12 protein-coding genes and 2 pseudogenes are annotated in these 22,226 nt (G+C 62.4%); 13 read left to right on the top strand and 1 reads right to left on the bottom strand.

Annotated elements, in window-relative coordinates; genetic code table 11:
- Positions 1-54: 54 nt before the first annotated feature.
- From WS49_RS00315 to WS49_RS35900, 3 genes are read left to right on the top strand one after another with little or no spacing between them, the layout of a single operon-like run.
- Positions 55-9,705 (top strand): two-partner secretion domain-containing protein, encoded by a 9,651-nt coding sequence (locus WS49_RS00315; protein ID WP_082725448.1) that lies wholly within the window; start codon positions 55-57, stop codon positions 9,703-9,705.
- Positions 9,702-9,992, top strand: coding sequence for a hypothetical protein (locus WS49_RS00310; protein ID WP_059523410.1), 291 nt, complete (start codon positions 9,702-9,704; stop codon positions 9,990-9,992). The genes WS49_RS00315 and WS49_RS00310 overlap by 4 nt, the downstream gene beginning before the upstream one ends.
- Position 9,993: 1 nt before the next feature.
- Positions 9,994-10,716 carry a hypothetical protein gene (locus tag WS49_RS35900; protein ID WP_257127761.1) on the top strand — a complete coding sequence of 241 codons (723 nt, stop codon included), beginning with the start codon at positions 9,994-9,996 and terminating at the stop codon, positions 10,714-10,716.
- On the opposite strand, the pseudogene WS49_RS32885 reads toward WS49_RS35900, so the two are convergent.
- Positions 10,687-10,782: pseudogene (locus tag WS49_RS32885) on the bottom strand (ShlB/FhaC/HecB family hemolysin secretion/activation protein); the annotation flags it as partial. The gene WS49_RS35900 and the pseudogene WS49_RS32885 sit on opposite strands and share 30 nt — an antisense overlap.
- A gap of 12 nt (positions 10,783-10,794) precedes the next feature.
- Between WS49_RS32885 and WS49_RS35895 the strand changes: the two are divergent.
- The 10 genes and pseudogenes from WS49_RS35895 to WS49_RS00265 all read left to right on the top strand — a co-directional run bounded on the left by WS49_RS35895 (position 10,795) and on the right by WS49_RS00265 (position 22,225).
- Positions 10,795-11,361, top strand: a complete 567-nt coding sequence (locus WS49_RS35895) for a hemagglutinin repeat-containing protein (RefSeq protein ID WP_059523408.1) — start codon at positions 10,795-10,797, stop codon at positions 11,359-11,361.
- A gap of 23 nt (positions 11,362-11,384) precedes the next feature.
- Positions 11,385-12,539 (top strand): hypothetical protein, encoded by a 1,155-nt coding sequence (locus WS49_RS35890; protein WP_257127755.1) that lies wholly within the window; start codon positions 11,385-11,387, stop codon positions 12,537-12,539.
- Positions 12,514-12,759, top strand: coding sequence for a hypothetical protein (locus WS49_RS00300; protein WP_156441309.1), 246 nt, complete (start codon positions 12,514-12,516; stop codon positions 12,757-12,759). Before WS49_RS35890 ends, WS49_RS00300 begins: the two co-directional genes overlap by 26 nt.
- Before the next feature lie 37 nt (positions 12,760-12,796).
- The gene (locus WS49_RS00295) at positions 12,797-13,528 is read left to right on the top strand and encodes a hypothetical protein (protein WP_059523406.1); all 732 of its coding nucleotides are present in this window, start codon (positions 12,797-12,799) and stop codon (positions 13,526-13,528) included.
- Between the two features lie 397 nt (positions 13,529-13,925).
- Positions 13,926-14,510: pseudogene (locus WS49_RS36615) on the top strand (hypothetical protein); the annotation flags it as partial.
- 289 nt (positions 14,511-14,799) lie between these two features.
- Positions 14,800-15,261 (top strand): (2Fe-2S)-binding protein, encoded by a 462-nt coding sequence (locus WS49_RS00285; RefSeq protein WP_059523402.1) that lies wholly within the window; start codon positions 14,800-14,802, stop codon positions 15,259-15,261.
- Positions 15,258-17,582 (top strand): xanthine dehydrogenase family protein molybdopterin-binding subunit, encoded by a 2,325-nt coding sequence (locus tag WS49_RS00280; RefSeq protein WP_059523400.1) that lies wholly within the window; start codon positions 15,258-15,260, stop codon positions 17,580-17,582. Before WS49_RS00285 ends, WS49_RS00280 begins: the two co-directional genes overlap by 4 nt.
- 791 nt (positions 17,583-18,373) lie before the next feature.
- Positions 18,374-18,568, top strand: a complete 195-nt coding sequence (locus tag WS49_RS00275; RefSeq protein ID WP_059449338.1) for a hypothetical protein — start codon at positions 18,374-18,376, stop codon at positions 18,566-18,568.
- Between the two features lie 151 nt (positions 18,569-18,719).
- Positions 18,720-19,997 (top strand): HlyD family secretion protein, encoded by a 1,278-nt coding sequence (locus tag WS49_RS00270; protein ID WP_059523397.1) that lies wholly within the window; start codon positions 18,720-18,722, stop codon positions 19,995-19,997.
- Between the two features lie 11 nt (positions 19,998-20,008).
- On the top strand, positions 20,009-22,225 hold the full coding sequence (locus WS49_RS00265; protein ID WP_059523395.1) for a peptidase domain-containing ABC transporter: 2,217 nt from the start codon (positions 20,009-20,011) through the stop codon (positions 22,223-22,225).
- The last annotated feature ends 1 nt before the right edge of the window (position 22,226 follow it).

Here is a 22,226-nt window from a genome sequence, read left to right as displayed (position 1 = left end):
GTTTGCGCGATGTGCGCGATGCCGGCCTGACATGCATTCAAGAATAAAACGATCATGAATTCCGGAATCTTTCGCTTGGTGTTCAGTGCCGTGCGCGGCATGCTGGTGGCAGTTGACGAGAACGCGTCGGCGCATGGGGGCGGCGAGCGCTCCCGTGTACAGCGCGCGGTTCGTCCTGCGGCCGAGGATTCCGGAATCTCGATCTGGTTCGCGGCCCGGGCAACTGCGTTTGCCGCACTCTGTACGTTCGGCATGCAGCCCCTCATCGCCGAAGCGCAGGCTACGTTGCCGATCACGCCTGATCGTAGCGGTCCGACCCATCCGGTCGTCGGCGTGTCGGCATCAGGCGTGCCGCTCGTCAACATCACCGCACCGAAAAACGGCGTCTCGCTGAACAACTTCACGCAGTACAACGTGGGTACGAAGGGCGCGGTGCTGGTCAACAGCGGCCAGAATTCGCAAACGCAGCTCGCCGGCTGGATCCAAGGCAATCCATTTCTCGGCAACAGCTCGGCCCGCGTGATCGTCAACCAGGTCACGTCGGGTAACCCCAGTCAGCTGCTCGGACCGACCGAGATCGCGGGCAATCGTGCGAACCTCGTGATCGCGAACCCGGCAGGCATCACCTGTTCGGGTTGCGGTTTTCTGAATGTGCCGCGTGTCACGCTGACGACCGGCGTGCCGACGTTCAATCCGGACGGCACGTTGGCGGGTTTCAATGTGACGCAAGGGCAGATCGGCATTGCCGGTGCGGGGCTCGATGCCCATGGCAGTGCGATCGACCTGATTTCGCGTGCGATGACGATCAACGGTCAGGTGTGGGCGGATTCGATCAATGCGGTCGCCGGTGCGAACCGTGTCGACTATGCGAGCAACGCCGCGCAGGCCCAGGCCGGCACCGGCGCGGCGCCAGGCGTCGCGATCGACGTGCAGGCACTGGGTAGCATGTTCGCCAATAGCGTCCGGATGATCGGGACCGAGGCCGGCGTGGGCGTGCGAGACGCGGGTGTTGTCACGTCGCTGACCGGCGATATTCAAGTTTCGAACAACGGCGATGTGACGATTGCGCCGACCGCGCGTCTGCAGTCGGCCGCGAACACCCGGATCGATGGCGCCAACGTCGCCCAGCAAGGCACGATTGTCAGTACGCAGACCACCGATCTGAACGCGTCGCAGGCATTGTCGAACGCCGGAACGATTTCGTCGGGCGGCAACACGAACCTCACTGCGGCAGCCTCGCTCAACAACAGCGGGCAGGCATACGCGGGGGCAGATTCCGCAGGTAATCTCGTCGGCGGTGGCTCCGTCACGGCACGCGCTGCGAATCTGACGAGCAGCGGCACGCTGGCAGCGGGCGATAACGTCAATCTGTTCGCAAACGACGTCACGCTCGACCAAGGGACCGTGAATGCGGCCAGCGCAATCAATGTCGCGACGAACGGCACGCTGTCGAACGTCGCCGGCACGATGAGCGGTCAGAACGTGACGATGAATGCGGGGCAACTGGTCAACGACTCGGGCGTCATCAGTTCGCAGAACTTGGCGAACGTGACCGCGCAATCGGTATCGAACCGGTCCGGCACGGTGGTGGCCGATGCGCTGTCGCTGAACTCGTCCGGTCCGCTCGACAATACCCAAGGGCACATCACGGCGCGCACGGCGCAGATCGCTGTAACCGACCTGACGAACGTGGCCGGTGAGATCGGCACGTCGACGGGTGCGTTGGCACTGACGGCGACCGGGAACGTAGCGAACGATAACGGGAAGATTGCAGGCGGCAATGGTCTCACGCTGACCGCGAATACGGTTTCCAACGCACAGGGTCAGATCGGCTCCGTGGCGGGCAATACCTCGCTCGACGTCACGCAATCGCTGAACAACGCAAACGGCAAGCTTGCGTCCGGTAACGACCTGTCGATTCACACGGCCCATCTCGACAACTCGGCCGGATCGATCAGCGCACATGCCGCACAGATCACAGCGGCCGATGTCGTGAATACGGGCGGCAAGATCGGCACCACTGACGCACTGGCCGTGGCGGCGACGGGCGACGTCTCGAATCAGTCGGGCTCCATGGTCGGCGGCAACGGTCTGTCGGTGACGGCAAACAGCATTGACAATGCGGCAGGCACGATCGGATCGGCCGCTGGCGACACGACGCTGCGTGCGACGCAGTCGCTGACGAATACTGGCGGCACGGTGAGCTCGGCCAATGCACTCACCGTCGCAAGCGACACGATCGACAACACGGACGGCAGTATGACGGCCGTGCACGGTGCGCAAATCCAGGCGGGGAATCTCGTCAACGCGGGCGGCCAGATCGGATCAACATCGGATGCATTGTCGCTGACGGCCACGCGCACGCTGTCGAACGATAGCGGCAAGCTGGTGGGGGCGACCGGGTTGACGGCAACCGCCGGCACGCTGAGCAACCGTGCAGGCCAGATCGGCACGTCCACCGGCGACATGGCGCTGACCGTCGTTCAGGCACTCGACAATACGCAGGGCAAGATTACCGCAGCTGGCGCGCTGAACACGCAGGCCGGTACGTTCGACAATTCGCAAGGCACAGTGTCGGCGAATGCGACCAAGCTCGCTGTAGCAGGCGCACTGACGAATGCGGGCGGTACGATCGCGGCGACACACGACACGACCGTGACGGCGCAGACCGTGTCGAACCACGGCGGCACCATCGGTTCGGTTTCCGGCGCGTTGGCGGTGGCGACATCTGGTACGACGGACAACGCTGGCGGCAAGCTGCTCGCATCGGGCGACACGACCCTGACCAATGCGGGATTGCTGAACTCGGGCGGCACGGTCACGGGGGCGAACGTCACGCTCGCGTCCGGACAGGGGACGATTGACAACACGCTCGGTAAAGTGGCGGCAAGCCAATCACTGACGAGTCGGTCGGGGGCGTTCGATAACCGGTCGGGTTTGGTGCAGGCAACGGGCGCCGTCGACATCGGTACGCACGGCCAGATCATCGACAACAGCGTGATGGCGGGGCAGTCGGCGGGTGGTCAAGTGCTCGGCAATGGCGTCACGTTGGCAACCGGAGCGCTGAACAACGCAGGTGGCGCCATCTCGTCGAGCGGTGCCGCGACCGTCAATGCCGCGTCCGTGACCAACGATACGGGGTCGCTCGTGGCGGACGGTGCATTGACAGTGCGAAGCACCGGTACGGTGTCGAACGTGGCCGGCCAGATCGGCGGCAACCGGGACGTAACGGTCTCCGGTACGACGGTCGACAACACGCGCGGGGCCATGCACGCGAGCGGTGCGCTGTCGGTGACGGGCGATACGATTCGCAATGCACAGACCGCCAATTCGACGCTGCCGACGACGGCGGGCGTGCCGGGGCTGACGGCCGGGATGGAGGGCGCAAGCGTTACGCTCAACGCCAACCAGGCGATCGACAATACGTCCGGCTCGATTCGCGCGGACAAGGATGCGAAGCTCACTGCACCGACTATCGACAACACGTCGGGCAGCATTCAGTCGAAAGGCACGGCAACATTGGCAGCGTCGAATACGCTGATCAACGGCCAGGGCGAAATCAACGGCGGCCAGCAACTGACGGTCTCGACCGGGACGCTCAACAACGGCGGCAAGCTCCAATCGGCCGGCGACGTCAATGTGACGACGCAAGGCGATCTGACCAACACCGGCCAGATTCTGGCGGGCCATGATCTGACGGCCACGGCTGGCGGTACGCTCGACAACAGCGGCACACTGTCGGCAGGCAATGTTGCCAATGTGAACGCCAATTCCATTCAGAACCGCGCGACAGGCGAGATTTTCGGTGGGAACGCTACGAACGTCCACGCGAACCAGTCGATTACGAACGAAGGTCTGATCGACGGCGGTACCACGACGGTGACGGCGGGGGACACCATCACGAATGCGGGTGGCCGGATCTATGGCGATACGGTCGCGGTGGGCGCGAACACAGTCGTGAACGACCAGAACGCCCAAGGCGTGGGCGGTGTGATTGCGTCGCGCGGCGACCTCGACATTGGCGCGCAGACATTCAAAAACCAGAACAATGCACTGATCTACGCGAGCAACGACATTCGCGTCGGCGGCGCGCTGGATGCGAACCATCAGGCAACCGGCAGCGCCCAACTCGTGACGAACAACGGCGCGCAGATCGACGCGGGTCGTGACATCACGATCAGCGCAACCCGGTTCGAAAACCTGAATTCGAATTTCCAGACTTCTACGGTCACGACCGACAGCGGTAACCAGCTGTGGTACCAGGTCCCCGGCTCGACCGAGAAGATCGATCCTTCCACTGTTTACCTGTACCAGAAGAACAGTCAGGAAATTCATCCGGGCACGGACTACCAGTGGGCGTTGGATGACGACCAGAAGTTCATTCTGTTGCCGTCGACCAAATATCCGTTTGCCGAGTATGCGAAGTACACGATGAACGGTGTGGCGGGCAAGATCGATAACACGGCGTATGCCGCCAATTACTTTGGCTCGGGGGCGGCGGCGGCACAGACAGGTGCATATCGTACGGTGCCGGGCGACATTTGGACGACGTTCGGTGTGGCGCCACCACCCGACGCAAACCCGGCGTGGGTCACGCAGGGGCCGTTCGCCATGACGGCGCCCGCCGCGCTAATTTTCGGACGAAGGGGCGTCGGCAGCAACTGGTTTTCCATCAAGGCCCCCACTGAAGCGGACGTAACGGGTGCAAAACCGAATCCCTTCGACCCACAGAGCCCGTCGTGCCTGACTTCGACCAATGCGGCTTGCGCGCCTTTCCAGCAGTGGTACAAGGCGACCGTTACCGCCTACCAGAACCTGAACCAGGCGCTCGTTGCGTATAACGGGGACGTTGCGAGCCGGCTCGTCCAGACCTATACCGTCTACGCGGTCGACGTGAAATCGACAAAGGACGTGGTAACGGCTTCGCAACCCGGCACGATTACGTCTGGCCGACATATCACGATCAACACGCCCTCCGGCGTCAACGACAAGAGTCAGATCGTAGCCGGCGACGGCAACAATCCGGCGAACGTGCAGAACATCGGTGCGACAGGCACCGAGACCTTCACGGGCTCGGGCAAGGCAATCTATACCTGGGTCCAGTCGGGCGGTGCCTTCAGTGGTGACGAACGTGCAACCTCCACGACCAACTACTCGCCGGCCATTCCGTCACAAACGATCGATCTGCCGGTGGTGCTGACCGATCCGAGCAAACCGTCCAATCCGATCAAGAGTGTGGCCGCGGCGACGTCCGTTGCGCAGGGCGCAAGCGGTACGGGCGTGACGCCGGTGGCGGGCAAGGATGTCGGCGGCCAAGTGTCGATTGGCTCGGGTGTGTCGGGTGTCGGTGTGGGGGAGGTATCGGCCGTGAAGGCGAACGTGGGCGACGTTGTCGTGCGCACGGTGACGCCGAACACGCATTTGCCCAACAACGCGCTGTATCAGGTCACGAGCGATCCAGGTAGCCATTTCCTGGTCGAGACGGACCCGCGCTTTACCGATTATCGGAAGTGGCTGTCGAGCGACACGATGCTGGATGCGCTCAAGGTCGACCCGAATACGGTTCTCAAGCGTATCGGCGACGGCTTCTACGAGCAGCAACTGATTCAGCAACAGATCATCCAGACGACCGGCCAGCGTTTCATTGGCGACTACACGGACAATCAAAGCCAATACAAGGCATTGATGGCGAGCGGGGTGAAGGCGTCGCAGCAGTTCGGGCTGAACATTGGTACGGCACTGACCGACGCGCAAATGGCCGAGCTGACGAGCGACATCGTCTGGCTCGTGATTCAGACGGTGACGTTGCCGGACGGTAGCCGGCAAACGGTGTTGGTGCCGCAGGTGTATCTGCACGCGAACGCGGCGGACGTGACGGGAGAAGGCACGATCATCTCCGGCAAGAACGTCACGGTCGACGCCAACGGCGCGTACAAGAACTCGGGCACGATCGCAAGCCGCAACGTCACGATCATCCATGCGGATTCGATCGACAACAGCGGTACGGTGTCGGGCGGAACCGTGCTCGCGAGCGCGAACCAGGATCTCAATAATCTTGGCGGGTTGATTCAAGGCGATACCGTAGCGCTGTCGGCCGGCCGTGACCTCAACCTGACGAGCACGACCAGTTCGGCGAAAGCGGCGAATGGCAGCGCGACCGGTATCGATCGCGTATCGACGGTCAATGCCGGCACGCTTCAGGCTGTTGCCGGTCGGGACTTGAACGCCAATGCGGCTGTTATCGCGACGACCGGCGACGCGGTGCTGGCAGCGAACAACGACGTCAATCTGAATGCGGTTCGCCAGAGCAGTCAGGACGCGGTGAAGTGGGATGCCCGCAATCACGCCGAACACTCGGCGTCGAGCGATACGGGCACGCAGATCGCGACGGGCGGCAACCTGGCGATAGTCGCCGGCCATGACGTGAATGCGACGGCTGCGTACGCCAACGCGCAGGGCGCAATTGGCATGAGCGCCGGGCACGATGTCAACCTGAACGCCGGCGAGCAGAGCGCGAGCGCGAACGACGAGCACTATCGCAAGGAGAACGGCTTCCTGTCGTCGAAGTCGACGCACACGATCGATTCGAGCAGCTATACGAATGCGGTCGGCACGACGTTGTCGGGCAGCACGGTTGCGGTGCAGGCCGGCAACGACCTGACGGCGAAGGCCGCAACGATCGCGGCGACCAACGACGTGAGCCTTTCTGCCGGCCACGACCTGACGGTCACGACAGCGGATACGGCTTCGAGCGAGTATCACTACAAGGACGTGAAGAAGTCCGGCCTCGGCAGCGCGGGCGCCGGGATCTCGTATGGCACGAACCAGACGATCGACACCAGCCGCGATACGGTGAAGGGTTCGCAGGGCAGCTTGATCGGCAGCACGGACGGTAGCGTGTCGATGGTGGCGGGCAACAAGCTCCATGTGACAGGTTCCGACATCGTTGCAGGCCAGGACGTGACCGGCGTCGCGAAGGAAGTGACGATCGATGCGTCGCAAACGGATCGTCATCACGAAGAAACTCACGAGGTGAAAAGTTCGGGTTTCACGCTGGCCGTGAAGTCGCCGGTGATCGATGCGATCCAGAACGTCAATCAACAGGCGCAGGGCGCGGGCGGCAGTCAGGACGGTCGCGCGGCGGCGCTTCATGCGATCGCAGCGGCGGGTGGGATGGCGGATCTGGTCGGTGCGACGGGCAGCATGACTAAGGCACTGAACGATCCGAAGGGCAAGGTCGAGGCGAAGGTTGAACTGAGTTTTGGCTCGTCTCACAGCAAGTCGACGTTCACCGAGAACAGTACGCAGAACAACGGCAGCAGCGTGAAGGCCGGCGGTACGGCGGCGTTCGTGGCGACGGGTGACAAGAACGCCGGGCAGGGTAACGTGACGATCCAGGGATCGGACGTGACCGCGAAGGATGTGCTGTTGCAGGCAACGAACAAGGTCAATCTGGTCAACAGCACGGATACCGACAGCACGCGCAGCACGAACGAGTCGAAGAGTGCAAGCGTGGGCGTGTCGTATGGCACGGGTGGGTTTGGCGTGTCGGCGTCGATGTCACGCGCGCACGGCGATGCGAACTCGGATGCAGCGACGCAGAACAATACGCACATCAACGCGAGTAACACGGCAACGATCATCAGCGGAGGCGACACCAATATCGTCGGCGCGAACGTCAACGCGAACAAGGTGATCGCGAATGTTGGCGGTAACCTGAATCTCGCGTCGGTGCAGGATACGAGCCATAGCGAGGCCCACCAGAGCAGTTCGGGCGGTGGGTTCAGCGTCAGCCAGGGCGGAGCCAGCGCAAGTGTCAGCATGCAGAGCGGCCATGCGAGCGGCAATTACGCGGGCGTGAACGAGCAGGCCGGTATCCAGGCTGGCGACGGCGGATTCGACATCAGCGTGAAGGGCAATACGGACCTGAAGGGGGCGTATATTGCGAGCACGGCGACGCCGGACAAGAACCAGCTGACGACCGGGACGCTGTCCTTCTCGGACATCCAGAACAGTTCGAGCTACAACGCGAGCAGCTTTGGGATTAGTGCGGGTGGCGGCGTCGGTGACGGTGGGAACAACTACGCCACGCACGGCCAGGCGAGCGGTAAGAATACAGGCGGTGCATTGCCGCTCTACGTGAGCGAGAGCGATAGCAGTAACGCAACCACCAAGAGCGCAATCAGTGCTGGCAACATCACGATCACGGACAAAGCGAACCAGAAGCAGGATGTGGCGACGCTGAATCGTGATGCGTCGGGCCTGAATGGCACGGTCAACAAGACGCCGGATCTGCAGCAGGTCCTGAGCAATCAGTCGGATCTCATCAACGCGGCGCAGGCGGCGTCGGAGGCGATCGCAAAGCAGATTGGCAGCTACGCGGACAGGAAGGAGAAAGCCGCACGCGATGCCGCTGCCGCGACCGACGATCCTGCGCTCAAGGCGCAATATTTGCAGGACGCGAAGAACTGGGCTGAAGGCGGTGATAATCGTGTTGCTCTGCACATCGCAGGCGGTGCGCTCACCGGTGGATTGACGGCGGGCGGGCTGGGTGCGGCAGGCGGTGCAGCTGGTGCCGGGCTGTCGGCGAAGCTCGCTCCGGAACTGACGGAAATCGCGCAATCGATCAAGGACGCGGGTCCGACCGGCAACAAGAACGTCGACGAGCTGCTGGGCAACGTCGCGTCGAACCTGTTGGCCGGCGGCGCGGGTGCGCTCGTGGGGGGCGGGACGGGTGCGTTGACAGGCGCAGCGGTCGATCGTTTCAACCGTCAGTTGAATCAGGACGAGAAGAAGGCCATTCATGACAAGGCGAACGGCAACGCGGACGAGGAAAAGCGCCTGACGCAGGCCGCTTGCTATCGTGTTCAGTGCTGGGCGGAGTTCTCGCCGAACAGCCCGCAGTGGCTGGCGAACTACGTGGACCCGATGGACGCGAAGGACCTCGCGCCCGAGTTGCAGTGGATCGATAGCCAGAAGGTGAAAAAGGGGCTGTTCGACTACACGCTGATTCAGCAGGGCAAGGACTTGGGGCTGAGCCAGTTCGACCAGTTCAAACGCGGCGTGCTGGGTTTCGGAGAAGACGCGAAAAACTTGCCGCGTGACGTGGCGAATTCACACGTGAAGTTGCCGACCGACGTGCAGCAGGGCGATGCGAACCCGCAAATCGACCCGAATGGTGGCGGGCCGAAGACGCCGAGCGGGCCAGCAGGGGCTACGGTTACAGTAGGTGCTGTACCGTGTGGACCGGGTGTCTTGTGTCCGACTGTGAACGTTGCCCCTGTCGTGACGCCCGGTGGGCCTATTTTGTCAAGTGGCCCCGATAGCGGGAGTGGTGGTGCGACGAATAAAGGTGGAGATTCCGGCGGATTTGCGAAAGGTATTTTGGCGGGGGAGATTTCGGATATAAATCAGAAATTTGGCGGAAGCATTTCGTTCCGGGATGTTGATAATGTTTTGAGTAATGCTGCAAACTATAACGGCTTCTATGACAAGAGTGCATCTATAATTCGTGATATTGCAGGAGGGCATCTCTTTGATAATGGAAATAAACGAACGGCTGTTGAGGTTGTTGAAACTTTGATTCAGAGAAATTCGGTCGACGGACCTCCCCCTGAACAGATTTGGTCGGTGGTGGATAGAGTTGCAACTGGGCAGCTTCGTGAGGTAAAAGATATTTCAAATGCATTAAGAGGTCTTAAATGAACAAAATGGCGATTGATGAGCTTGGCTCGCTTTATGGTTTAAGTGTGCCGGAGGTTTGTGCGCTCGACGACGCTATGCGAGTATTGCAAGCGGCAGCGGCAGCAAATCGGGCGTTTTTCATAATAAAATTTGATGGGGAGCGCGCGACCAAGAGATTCACTGTAATTTTTAATGCTCCGGATTTGCAAAGAGGGATTGTCAGAATGGATGGGGATGAAATGGGGGAGTGTATTGATTATGCATTAATGGAGCTCATTAATCTGAAGAGGTCCGGGGAAATTCAATGAATTGGAGTGGTCGGGTTTTCAAAAGGCGAAAAAGGGGCTGTTCGACTACACGCTGATTCAGCAGGGCAAGGACTTGGGGCTGAGCCAGTTCGACCAGTTCAAACGCGGCGTGCTGGGTTTCGGAGAAGACGAGAAGAACTTGCCGCGTGACGTGGCGAATTCACACGTGAAGTTGCCGACCGACGTGCAGCAGGGCGATGCGAACCCGCAAATCGACCCGAATGGTGGCGGGCCGAAGACGCCGAGCGGGCCAGCAGGGGCTACGGTTACAGTAGGTGCTGTACCGTGTGGACCGGGTGTCTTGTGTCCGACTGTGAACGTTGCCCCTGTCGTGACGCCCGGTGGGCCTATTTTGTCGAGCGGCAACGATCAACAGTCGGGTGAAAGCACGGGTTCCACGCCGGGCCGAGTTCAGTCACGTATCAACATTACGAACGATGGTATTGAGCACATTGGCGACCGTCACTTTGATTCAAACGTCAATGCGAGTCAGTTTACAATTAGCGAAAGTGATTTGAGAAGGCTGCTTCAAGATCCGAATACGGTTTCAACTCCTATCACGAAAGAGGTACAAACGCCGGCAGGGCCGAGGTATATCCGTGAAGTCGATACAGGAAGATCTATTGGAACGGATAAGTTCGACAAATTTCAGCCTACATCCGTGGTGACTGTTATGACCGATAAGTTCGGGAATCTGCCCCGTCTGCCCAATCGGCGCCTGTAGCTCGTTGCGCCAGTAGAAGCCACGTGCCGCCGCCAGCATCGTCTCGCCGTCGAAACCCCGAAGGGTTCGCAGGGCAACTTGATCGGCAGCACGGACGGTAGCGTGTCGATGGTGGCGGGCAACAAGCTCCATGTGACAGGTTCCGACATCGTTGCGGGCCAGGACGTGACCGGCGTCGCGAAGGAAGTGACGATCGATGCGTCGCAAACGGATCGTCATCACGAAGAAACTCACGAGGTGAAAAGTTCGGGTTTCACGCTCGCCGTGAAGTCGCCGGTGATCGATGCGATCCAGAACGTGAATCAGCAGGCAAAGGGTGCCGCCAGTAGCCAGGACGGGCGGGCAGCAGCGCTGCATGCGATCGCGGCAGCGGGCGGCATGGCTGATCTGGTCGGTGCGACCGGCAACATGACCAACGCGCTGAACGATCCGAAGGGCAAGGTCGAGGCGAAGGTTGAACTGAGCTTTGGCTCGTCTCACAGCAAGTCGACGTTCACCGAGGACAGTACGCAGAACAACGGCAGCAATGTGAAGGCCGGCGGTACGGCCGCGTTCGTGGCGACGGGTGACAAGAACGCAGGGCAGACAGTTGGGCTGAAGGCGGTGACAACCGTGTTGCGCTGCATATCGCCGGAGGGGCGCTGACCGGCGGGTTGACCGGTGGTGGCTTGGGTGCTGTCGGCGGGGCTGCGGGCGCGGGAATATCAGCGAAGCTCGCACCGCAACTGAATGAAATCGCGCAGTCGATCAAGGATGCGGGGCCAACGGGCAACAAGAACGTGGATGAACTGCTGGGGAACCTGACGTCGAACGTGCTGGCGGGCGGTGCGGGTGCTTTGGTGGGTGGTGGAACGGGGGCGTTGAGCGGGGCGAGTGTGGATCGGTTCAACCGGCAACTGCACCCTGATGAGCGGCAGTGGGCGAAGGATAAGGCGAAGGACTTCGCGAAGTTCTACGAAGAAAAAACCGGTAAATCACTCACCGCGGATCAGGCGCAGAATATGTTGCTGGCAAACGGCTATCGTTTGGTGGATGCAGCGGCAAGCAAGGGGCCGGGAGGGGACGCAACCGCGGTGGCCTATATCAGTCAGAATGGTGGCGGGCTGTTCCATGCGACGTCGGCAGAGTACAACAGTCCGTTCTTATCTGGGAACAAGGATGGTTCGCTGACGCCGGAGCAGAGAGCGTTGCCTGGCGCGGTGGCTAATCCAAAGGCCGGCCTCGTCATTGCCGGAGGGTTGGTAACTGCCGGACTGGCACCAGAGATTGCTGCCGGGTTAGCCGCTATCCCTGGCGCGCCAATTTTTGGTTCGACCGGAGCTTTGGGGTCCAGCGCGTGGGCGTCGCCTATTGGGATTGGCGTCCTAACTGGCAGTGTAAACGCGACATCGCAATACATCCAGAATGGCACAGTGAATCCAGTCGATGTTGGGTATGCGGCATTGGCCGGTGGATCTGGCACTTACACCAAATTCTTTGGGAATGTCGTAATAAACGCAGTGACAGGTGCTCTTGATACCGTCACTAATAATGCAATCTCTGGCAAACACGATAGCATTGCAACCGGTGCAGCGGTGAACGCGGGTGCGGCGGCTATCGGTTATGGTACGGGACTCGCCATGCAAAATCTAATTTCCGCGTTGTCGAAGTCCGGGATGGGTAGTTTTGGGTGGTCCGGGACTGGTGTTTGGGCGGGATCATCAGGACAAAATCTGTTCAATCCGAACAATGTTCCTGCAATTGGTGCCGATATAGGGGGGGCTGCCGGCGCTGAGGCAGGAACGAAAGCGATAAACGATGCCAAATATCGGATTGGGAAATGAAGAAATGCTTAGATTGATTGCCTTATATTTAGCTGCTTTCTTGCTGTCGTTTCTGTGCTTTGCCTCCATCAAGGCATTTGTAATGATTTTTGTGGCCTATTTTTACGGTGGTGGTTTCTTGTGGGCGAGCAACGATACGAGATTCGTTTTAGTGAATGGCATTCTGTTGGGGCTTGTTTTTTGCGTTTTCGCAACGGTGGCTTTTGTGCGAAAAAAATGATTCGTGATGCCATTGTGAAATCCGGTTTAATCGGCAGTTGCACGAGGACAGCAAGGCGAAGGAGCAGACGCTGGCGAACAAGCTGGCAGCGGAAAGCGACGGGAAATACACGGTGCAGCAGATTCAAGACCAGATGGCGCAAATGGATCTGGTGATGAGTGATGGAGGGGTGTTGCCGGGCAATGTTCGAGTAGCGTCGGGAGAGATGCCGCAGGACGGTACGGAGTGGACGCGGTATGGTGTGAACAAGGCGGGTCAGACGGTGTGGACGCAATCGTTGGGTCCGGGCGATCCTGATTTGCAGGCGTATATTGTGAAGGGAGCGCAGGGTAGCGGGTTCTCATATCAGGTGACGACGACGGGGAAGAATCCGGGCTTGTTCAGGTTGCCGGACTTCGTGAACTTCCAGATTGATTACTTCGTTGGGAGTGCGTGGGGGACGTTCTCTCGAGATGGGAACTCGTATTTTGGTTATGGCGTGAACAAAGCAGTGCCGAACTCTGTTAATGCTGCGGCGAGCATGCAATTTGGTTGGCTTAATCAAGCTTCGGTAAGACCTGGACAGACCAACAACTTTTTATCTGGGTACGCTGGTAATGGAACGGCTGCATTCTCTGCCGTTGGTGGCGGTGTTGTGTATTCACCGGGCAATGGAACTGCGACGGTCATTGGCGTTGGTGCTGGTGCAAATCTTGGAAAGACTTCCAATCCGGCGTCGGTTGGAACGGGTTATACAGTCGATCAGGGTAAAACAGGAGTCAGGTGGTAATTATGATGAGCTTCCCGGGCCAAACACCGAAGACGCGGGCACAGAAAATTATCTGGTGGTGTTGTTTTGCCGCGATGATGAGTTTCATTGTGTATGTGGTGCTGAAGAACCTTTTCTTTAGTTGAACGACCGAGCCTGGCGGATGCCGGGCTCGGTGTTTATGAACGCGGGGAGCGAGAGCGACGTCGAGGCTATTGTTCAACGGCGAATTGTTCGTCGTGGTGGATGCAGTCCTGAATCTCCTGTTCGGTCATCTCGCGATTGCCGATCCGGTAGCGGTGATCGGGGAGATGGTCAATTGCTGGAAGCGGTAATTGACGGAGATGCTGGAGAACGGAGCGGACGTGCGGTTCGTGCACGTGATGTTGGGGCACGCACAACTGACAAGCATGCAGATTTACACGCAGGTGGCGATACGGGCACGCAGATCGCGACGGGCGGCAACCTGAATCTCGCGTCGGTGCAGGATACGAGCCATAGCGAGGCCCACCAGAGCAGTTCGGGCGGCGGGTTCAGCGTCAGTCAAGGCGGCGGCAGCGCGAGTTTCAGCGCGCAGAGCGGTCATGCGAGCGGCAATTACGCGGGCGTGAACGAGCAGGCCGGTATCCAGGCTGGCGACGGCGGATTCGACATCAGCGTGAAAGGCAATACGGACCTGAAGGGTGCGTACATCGCAAGTACGGCGACGCCGGACAAGAACCAGCTGACGACCGGGACGCTGTCCTTCTCGGATATTCAGAACAGCTCGAGCTACAACGCGAGCAGCTTTGGGATCGGTGCCGGTGGCGGCGTTGGCGACGGTGGGAATAACTACGCCACGCACGGCCAGGCGAGCGGTAAGAATGCAGGCGGTGCATTGCCGCTCTACGTGAGCGAGAGCGATAGCAGCAATGCAACCACGAAGAGCGCGATCAGTGCCGGCAACATCACGATCACGGACAAGGCGAACCAGAAGCAGGATGTGGCGACGCTCAATCGTGATAGGTCGTGCCGCACCGACCACACAACCCCCCTGAATCACCCGACCCGACGACAATCGCGAATTCGTCTGATAATACCTGCGGCGATCCCCGCTACGAGCAATCGCCCGAATCCCGCCGAACCGTTGCACGGGCAACCAGACGGCTCCATCGCCGTGATTGCATCGCCACCCGATGCAATCCGGAAACGAAACGGCGTCAGGCCCACCTGGTCGTTCGGAATGTGCCCAGCGCCGTTCAAATCCCCACACGACGCCCGCGCGACGCGGCGCCGCCAACAGGAGATGAACGATGATCACGCTGACCGTCAACGGTAGCGAACAGCATTTCGACGGCAATCCCGAGATGCCATTGCTCTGGTATCTGCGCGACGTCCTCGGTCACACGGGCACCAAGTTCGGCTGCGGGATGGCGCTGTGCGGCGCATGCACCGTGCATCTCGACGGTGAAGCGATCCGCGCATGCATCACGCCCGTCGCGGTCGCCGCCGGCAAGCGCGTGATGACGATCGAAGGATTGTCGACCGACCTGACCCACCCGCTGCAGCAAGCCTGGCAGGAACTGAACGTCGCGCAATGCGGCTACTGTCAGTCCGGACAGATCATGCAGGCCGCCTCGCTGCTGAAGACCAATCCTCACCCGAGCGATGCCGACATCGACGACGCGATGTCCGGCAACATCTGCCGCTGCGGCACCTATACGCGCATTCGCGCGGCGATCCGGCTGGCGGTGCGCCGTGGAGGTGCCGCATGAACGCGCCGGAACTCTCCGTCCACAACGAAAGCCGCCGCGCATTGCTGCTCGGCTTCGCCGCCGGCGGGCTGCTGCTCGCGTTCGGTGTGCCGTCGCTCGCGCGCGCGGCCGCGCCGGTGCAGCCGCCGGTCAGCCCGAATCCGCAGTACGGCGGCGCGGGTATGCCGCACGGATTGCGCGACGATCCGAACCTGTTCGTCGCGATCGCGCCGGACGGCACGGTCACGGTGACCTGCATCCGCTCCGAGATGGGGCAGGGCGTACGCACCAGCGTCGCGCTCGTGGTCGCCGACGAACTGGGCGCGGATTGGGCGCGCGTGAAGGTCGCGCAGGCGGTCGGCGACGAGCCGCGCTACGGCAACCAGAACACCGACGGCTCGCGCAGCCTGCGCCAGAGTTTCGCGGCGCTGCGCCGCGCGGGCGCCGCTGCTCGCACGATGCTCGAGCAGGCCGCCGCGGCGACGTGGGGCGTCGACGTGCGTCAGGTGAAGGCGGCGGTCCACGAGGTCGTCGATACGAAAACCGGACGCAAGCTCGGCTTCGGCGAACTGGCCGCGAAGGCAGCCGCGCTGCCGGTGCCCGATCCGAAGAGCGTGCCGTTGAAGGCGCCGGCCGAGTTCCGCTATATCGGCAAGGGCAAGACGGCGTTGATCGACGGACGCGACATCGTCGGTGGCCGCGCGCGCTACGGGATCGACACGCGGCTCGACGGCATGCTGTATGCGGTGGTCGCACGTCCACCGGCCTATGGCGATACGGTCGCGTCGTTCGACGCGTCGGCCGCGGAGAAGCTGCCGGGTGTCGTCAAGGTCGTGCAGCTTGCGTCGGCACCGCTGCCGTCCGGGTTCCAGCCGCTGGGCGGTGTGGCCGTGATCGCGCGCGACACGTGGACGGCCATCCAGGCGCGCGCGCAGTTGAAGATCGACTGGAAGCACGGGCCGCACGCAGGCTACGATTCGGCCGCCTACCGCAAGACGCTCGAAGCGGCGGCCGCGCAGCCGGGCGACGTGATCCGCAACGACGGCGATACGGCCGCGGCGCTCGCGGGCGCCGCGAAGCGGGTGCGCGCGACGTACTACGTTCCGCATCTCGCGCACGCGACGATGGAGCCGCCGGCGGCAGTCGCGCGCGTGGCCGACGGCCGCTGCGAGGTGTGGACCTGCACGCAGGCGCCGCAGACCACGCGCGACGAGATCGCGAAGGCGCTCGCGTTGCCGACCGAGCGGGTAACGGTCAACGTGACGCTGCTTGGCGGCGGCTTCGGCCGCAAGTCGAAGCCGGACTACGTGGTGGAGGCCGCGTTGCTGTCGAAGGCGGTCGGCGCGCCCGTGAAGCTGACGTTCACGCGCGAGGACGACATCGCGCACGACTATTTCCACGCGGTGTCGCTGGAGGCGTTCGAAGGCGGCCTCGACGCGGCGGGGAAGGTGGTCGCGTGGCAGCATCGCACGGTCGCGCCTTCGATCCAGTCGACTTTCAGGGCCGGCGTCGTGCATGAGCAGCCGGGCGAGCTCGCGCAAGGCATCGCGGATCTTCCATTCGCAGTCCGGAACGTGAGGATCGAGAATCCGGCCGCAGAAGCGCACACGCGGATCGGCTGGTTTCGTTCGGTGTACAACATTCCGCACGCGTTCGGGATTCAGAGTTTCGTGTCCGAGCTCGCGCATGCGGCGGGCCGCGATCCGAAGGATTTCCTGCTCGACCTGATCGGGCCGGCGCGACGATTCGAACCGCACATCACGGTGAAGAACGTGAACTACGGCGAGGATCCGGCGTTGTATCCGGTCGATACCGGACGGCTGCGGCGCGTGATCGAGACGGTCGCGCGCGAAGCCGGTTGGGGGCGCAAGCTGCCGAAGGGGCACGGGCTCGGGATCGCCGCGCATCGCAGCTTCGTGTCGTACACGGCGGCCGTGTGCGAAGTGCAGGTCGGCGCGGACGGTGCGATCGCGGTGCCGCGCGTCGACATTGCGATCGACTGCGGGCCGCAAGTCAACCCGGAGCGCGTGCGCTCGCAGCTCGAAGGTGCGGTGGTGATGGGGCTCGGCATTGCGCTGCACGGCGAGATCACGTTCAAGGACGGACGCCCGGAGCAGAGCAACTTCAACGGCTTCCAGGTATTGCGGATGAACGAGGCGCCGCGTGAAATCCGCGTGCACCTTGTCGCGCCGGACGACTACGCGACGCCGCTCGGCGGCGTGGGCGAGCCGGGCCTGCCGCCGGTCGCGCCGGCGCTGACCAACGCGATCTTCGCGGCGACGGGTACGCGCATCCGCAGCCTGCCCGTCGCGGATCAACTCGCGAAGCCGAAAGCGGGGTGATGCGGTGCCGCGCGCCGGGCCGTCTGCATGGCCCGGTGCGCATTCGCTCGCACACCCAGGCCATTGCACGCGATCCATTCATGCATTTCATTTGCATATAAATTCAACGGGACCACCCGGCCGTTCGGCCGCCGGGACAACTGCTTTCCAGAATCAACCACGGAAATTCAATCTCGGCATTCAAGCCCGTAATTCCCCGTGGAAATAGAATCAATTGCCGTCGGATATCGGGTTTGCCCGATGGTGCGGTATCGTACAAAGAGCGACCGGAAACTGTCGGATCATTGGCGCGTCGAATTCAATTTTGTAAAAAATTCAATGAGAAAAATCGGGCGTGATTCAGCCATTCGGTAATGACCGATTGGGTGGGGCATTTGGCGCATGCTTGTTACCGGTCAGTCCTAAGGCGGGCATTCATTATCGTTTTCATTCCGACGGTTCATGGCGTTCCAGCTATGGTGGCGCCTGATCTGTAGCGCCCGCTCGTCTGCAGATCGAAACCGCCGAGCCGGATGGCCGGTGTCGCAGGAATTGACGGTATATCGAAAGCGGAATGCATTATCGAATGCGGATTGACCTCGCGAGTATTGCGAAAAGGTAGCTCGAGATATTCGAGTGGACGGAGCGATGTGCGCCGTTTTGTCGACTTGGTTAATGAAGTGTGACTGCGCGATGCAATCGTCTTGCCAGAGAATTTAACATATTTAACGTATTGATCTGCGTCGCGATCGCGGCGTGGTTCGATGCCTCGCTAGATGGGTTATCTAGCATTCTCAATCTGGAGAAACGCAATGCAAGAACTGAATCAACAGGAAATCGCACAAGTTTCCGGCGGCTACTACAGTGGCGGCTCGATTTTCGACACGCTGGGCAACGTGGTCGAGCTGTACGGCCAGACGCTCTACAACGTCGGCGAAGCACTGACGACGGCCGTCGTCGGCACGGGCAATGCACTGCTCGGCCTGCTGACCGGCCAGCACGCGTAAGCCGGACGCGATTTCCGTGCGATGGCGCGCGCTGCGTCGCCATCGCGTGAATCGCGGATCGCCGCGGCACCGGAGCGGGGCGCCGCGGCGATCTTCCCGGGCAACCGGGACGCATCCGTCGAACCCAACTGACTGTCTGTAATCCCGTATCTTGACGAACCCGACTTCTCTCTTCCGGCACGAAGCGCAACAGGCGCAGCGCGCCGGCGCGCTGGGCGAGATCGTGCTGGCGCGCCCCGTGCCGCTGACGCTGCTGGCGGCGTCTGCGGTCGCGATGGCCGCATGCGTGCTGCTGTTCTTCGTGTTCGGCACCTACACGCGTCGTACGACGGTCAGCGGCGTCGTGATGCCGGATGCGGGGCTGGTGAAGGTCTATGCGTTGCAGCCGGGTATCGTCGTCGAGCGCGACGTGAAGGAAGGGCAGCACGTCGCGCGCGGGCAGACGCTTTATACGGTGTCCACCGACCTGCAAAGCGCGGCGGAAGGCGCGACGCAGGCCGCGCTGATCGCGCAGGCGCGGCAACGCAAGGCATCGCTGCTCGCGGAAATGGACAAGACGCGCAGCCTGCAGCAGGACGAACGCGCGACGGTGCGCGCGAAGATCGCGAGCCTGCGCGGCGAGCTTGCGCAGATCGACGATCAGCTTTCGGCGCAGCGGTTGCGCACGTCGATCGCGGCCGACGGCGCGAAACGGTATCGCGGCCTGCTGGCCCAGGACTACATTTCGAAGGATCAGGCGCAGCAGCGCGAGGCCGACCTGCTCGACCAGCAGTCGAAGCTGAACGGGCTGCTGCGCGAGCGCGCGTCGACGGCGCAGTCGCTGACGGAAGCGAACAACCAGCTGGCCGGCCTCGACCTCAAGCAGCAGAACCAGCTCGCGCAGATCGATCGCAACGTGATCGACGTCGACCAGAACCTGATCGAAAGCGAGGCGAAGCGCCGGATCGTCGTCACCGCGCCGGAAACGGGTGTCGTGACGGCGGCGATCGCCGACGTCGGCCAGTCGGTCGATACGTCCCGGCCGCTCGCGAGCGTGGTGCCGGGCGGCGCGCGCTGGCAGGCGCATCTATTCGTGCCGAGCACGGCGATCGGCTTCGTGCGGGTCGGCGAGCCGGTGCTGATCCGCTATCAGGCGTTCCCGTATCAGAAGTTCGGCCAGTATCGCGCCGTGGTCGTGTCGATCGCGCGCACGGCGCTGTCGGCGGCCGAACTCGCGAACGATGGCGGCCCGGCGGCGACGCCGGGCGAGGGGCGCGACGCGACCTTCTATCGCGTGATCGTCGCGCTCGATGCGCAGCACGTCACCGCGTATGGCGCGCGGCAACCGTTGCAGGCCGGCATGACGCTGCAGGCAGACATCCTGCAGGAGCGCAGGCGCCTGTACGAGTGGGTGCTCGAGCCGCTTTACAGCCTGACCGGCAAACTCTGACGAGGTCGCGCATGGCATTACTCGATCGACTCTCGTTCGGCCTCGGCCGCCGGCTGCCGATGATCCTGCAGACCGAAGCCGCGGAATGCGGGCTCGCGTGTCTCGCGATGGTGGCCGGCTATCACGGCCATCACGTGGATCTCGCGACGCTGCGCGGACAATTCCCCGTATCGCTGAAGGGCGCGGGACTCGGGCGCGTGATCGAAGTCGCGCAGCGCCTCTCGCTCGGCACGCGCGCGGTGAAGCTGGACATGGCGCAGCTCGGCCAGCTTCGCCTGCCGTGCCTGCTGCACTGGAATTTCAACCACTTCGTCGTGCTGAAGGAAGTGAACGGCAAGAGCGCGACGATTCACGATCCGTCGCACGGCATTCGCAAGGTGCCGCTCGCCGAAGTGTCGCGTGCGTTTACCGGCGTCGCGCTCGAACTGTGGCCGGCCGCCGGATTCGCGCCGCGTGCGGCGCGTCCGGCGGTGAAGCTGCGCGAGCTGCTGGGCCCGGTGTCGGGGCTGTCACGCTCGCTGGCGCAGATCCTCGCGCTCGCCGTCGCGCTCGAAGTCTTCATGCTGGTGCAGCCGTTCTTCCTGCAGTGGGTGATCGACGAAGTGATCGTCAGCGCCGATCGCGACCTGCTGACGGTGCTGGCGCTCGGCTTCGGCCTGTTGCTGCTGATGCAGCAGGCGACCGGCACGATTCGCGCGTGGGCGCTGATGTACGTTGGCGTCACGCTGAACATCCAGTGGCGCGCGAACGTGTTTACGCACCTGCTGAGCCTGCCGGTGCGCTATTACGAGCGGCGCCATCTCGGTGACGTCGTGTCGCGCTTCGGTTCGATCGACACGATCCAGCAGACGCTGACGACGTCGTTTCTCGGCGCGGTGATCGACGGGCTGATGACGGTCGTCACGCTCGCGATGATGTTCGTCTACAGCCGCGTGCTCGGGTTCGTCGCGCTGGCGACGATGGCGCTGTACGCGCTCGTCCGGTGGCTGTGGTACGGCCCGTTGCGGCGCGCGACCGAGGACCAGATCGTGCACGCGGCCAAGCAGCAAAGCCATTTCCTCGAAACGGTGCGCGGCGTGAAGACGATCAAGCTGTTCAACCGCCAGACGGAGCGCCGCGCGAGCTGGATCACGCTGCTGGTCGAGCAGGTCAATGCGAGCCTGCACGTGCAGAAGCTGCAGATCTTCTACCAGCAGCTCAACGGCCTGCTGTTCGGCATCGAGAATGTGCTGATCATCTGGCTCGGCGCGCGCATGGTGATGGACGGTCAGTTCACGGTCGGCGTGCTGATGGCGTTCAACGCGTACAAGAACCAGTTCGACAGCCGGGTCGGCAGCCTGATCGACAAGTATTTCGAAGTCAGGATGCTGCAGCTCCAGGGCGAGCGGCTGGCCGACATCGTGTTCGCGGAAAGCGAGCCGGACGCGAGCCTGCGCAGCGTGCCGGGCGAGGCCGATGCGCTCGACGCGAGCATCGAGATCGACGGGCTGTCGTTCCGCTATGCGGACGGCGAGCCGCTGGTGCTCGACGGCGTGAGCGCGAAGATCGCGGCGGGCGAGTCGGTCGCGATCGTCGGGCCGTCGGGTTGCGGCAAGACGACGCTGATCGGCGTGCTGCTCGGCATCCACGAGCCGACGGGCGGCACGGTGCGGATCGGCGGGCTGGAGGTCGGCCGGCTCGGCATCGAGCGGTTGCGCGGGCTCGTCGGCACCGTGTTGCAGGACGACGTGCTGTTCGCGGGCTCGATCGCGGACAACATCAGCTTCTTCGATCCGGATGCGGACCCGCGCTGGGTCGCCGAATGCGCGCGCATCGCCGCCGTGCACGACGACATCGCCGCGATGCCGATGGGCTACAACACGCTGGTCGGCGACATGGGCACGGTGCTGTCCGGCGGGCAGAAGCAGCGCGTGCTGCTCGCGCGCGCGCTGTACAAGCGGCCGGGCGTTCTCGTGCTCGACGAGGCGACGAGCCATCTCGACATTCAGCGCGAGATGCAGGTCAATGCGGCCGTCACGCAACTCGCGATGACGCGGCTGATCGTTGCGCACCGGCCGGAGACGATCGCGTCGGCGCAGCGCGTCATCATGCTGCAGGGCGGCAAGGTCGTGCTCGACCAGTCGACCGCCGCGATGCGCACGGCGATGGCGGCAAGAACGTCCGCCAGCGCGCCGGCGGCACCGACGACGCATGACGCCGGCGCCGCGGAACCGGTCGCGGGGCGTTGAG

It is taken from the genome of Burkholderia sp. RF7-non_BP4 (assembly GCF_001521935.1).
Classification (GTDB): Bacteria; Pseudomonadota; Gammaproteobacteria; order Burkholderiales; family Burkholderiaceae; genus Burkholderia; species Burkholderia diffusa.
This window is presented reverse-complemented; position numbering and strand designations above follow the sequence as displayed.

Bases quoted from the DNA above. Each gene is read 5' to 3' on its own strand.
- WS49_RS00265 (WP_059523395.1), top strand. From the start codon at position 20,009: ATGGCATTACTCGATCGACTCTCGTTCGGCCTCGGCCGCCGGCTGCCG.
- WS49_RS00310 (WP_059523410.1), top strand. From the start codon at position 9,702: ATGAACAAAATGGCGATTGATGAGCTTGGCTCGCTTTATGGTTTAAGT.
- WS49_RS00280 (WP_059523400.1), top strand. From the start codon at position 15,258: ATGAACGCGCCGGAACTCTCCGTCCACAACGAAAGCCGCCGCGCATTG.
- WS49_RS00285 (WP_059523402.1), top strand. From the start codon at position 14,800: ATGATCACGCTGACCGTCAACGGTAGCGAACAGCATTTCGACGGCAAT.
- WS49_RS00300 (WP_156441309.1), top strand. From the start codon at position 12,514: ATGCCAAATATCGGATTGGGAAATGAAGAAATGCTTAGATTGATTGCC.
- WS49_RS00275 (WP_059449338.1), top strand. From the start codon at position 18,374: ATGCAAGAACTGAATCAACAGGAAATCGCACAAGTTTCCGGCGGCTAC.
- WS49_RS00315 (WP_082725448.1), top strand. From the start codon at position 55: ATGAATTCCGGAATCTTTCGCTTGGTGTTCAGTGCCGTGCGCGGCATG.